This is a genomic window from Methylobacterium sp. E-005 (assembly GCF_022829725.1).
In the GTDB taxonomy this organism is placed as follows: domain Bacteria; phylum Pseudomonadota; class Alphaproteobacteria; order Rhizobiales; family Beijerinckiaceae; genus Methylobacterium.
Window position 1 is genome coordinate 1 of the sequence record NZ_JAKSYG010000180.1, and the last position, 587, is coordinate 587.

Sequence of the window (587 nt, forward strand, 5' to 3'; positions counted from 1 at the left end):
GAGCGGACGTTCGTCGTCGCGTGGGTTCAGGTGGAGATACTTCGGATCAAACTCGGCGAAATCCATCAGCCGCGCAGCGTTGGGAATGCGCAGGCGCTTACTCCTCCATTCGAGCAGGCCCTGACCTCTCAGATCTTGAAGAACCCGGTTCACGTGCACGCCGGTGATACCCAACGCGTCAGCTAGATCATCCTGGGTCATTGGGAATTCGAAGCTGTCCTCGCTCACCATGCCTACGACCCGCAGGCGCACGAGCAACTCGCAGACGAGATGCGCCATCCGCTGGTCGGCTTCGTGTTGCCCCATGTTGACGAGCCTTGCCCGCAGCGTGCCCTCATCGACGAGGGTCGCCCACCAGAGCGCTCGCGTGATGCGGGGGTGGTGGGCCGTGAGATGCTCGATGACCGAGCGTGGGATATCCACGATGGTGCAGCCCCAGCTAGTACCGATGCTGTGATCCATCTCACCGAGGATGGCGACGTGCAGATCGCAGAAGTCGCCCGGCACCAGGAGGGCCGTGATCTGGCGTCGTCCGTCAGTAAGGCTCTTGTAGCGGCAGGCGAAGCCTTCCACGACGAGGTGTACGT

Annotated in this window: 1 protein-coding gene; it reads right to left on the reverse strand. The window is 62.2% G+C overall.

What is annotated here, in order from left to right; all coding sequences use genetic code 11:
• The coding region (locus tag MKK88_RS20480) for a Crp/Fnr family transcriptional regulator (protein WP_244002950.1) at positions 1–587 on the reverse strand (587 nt) is incomplete at both ends.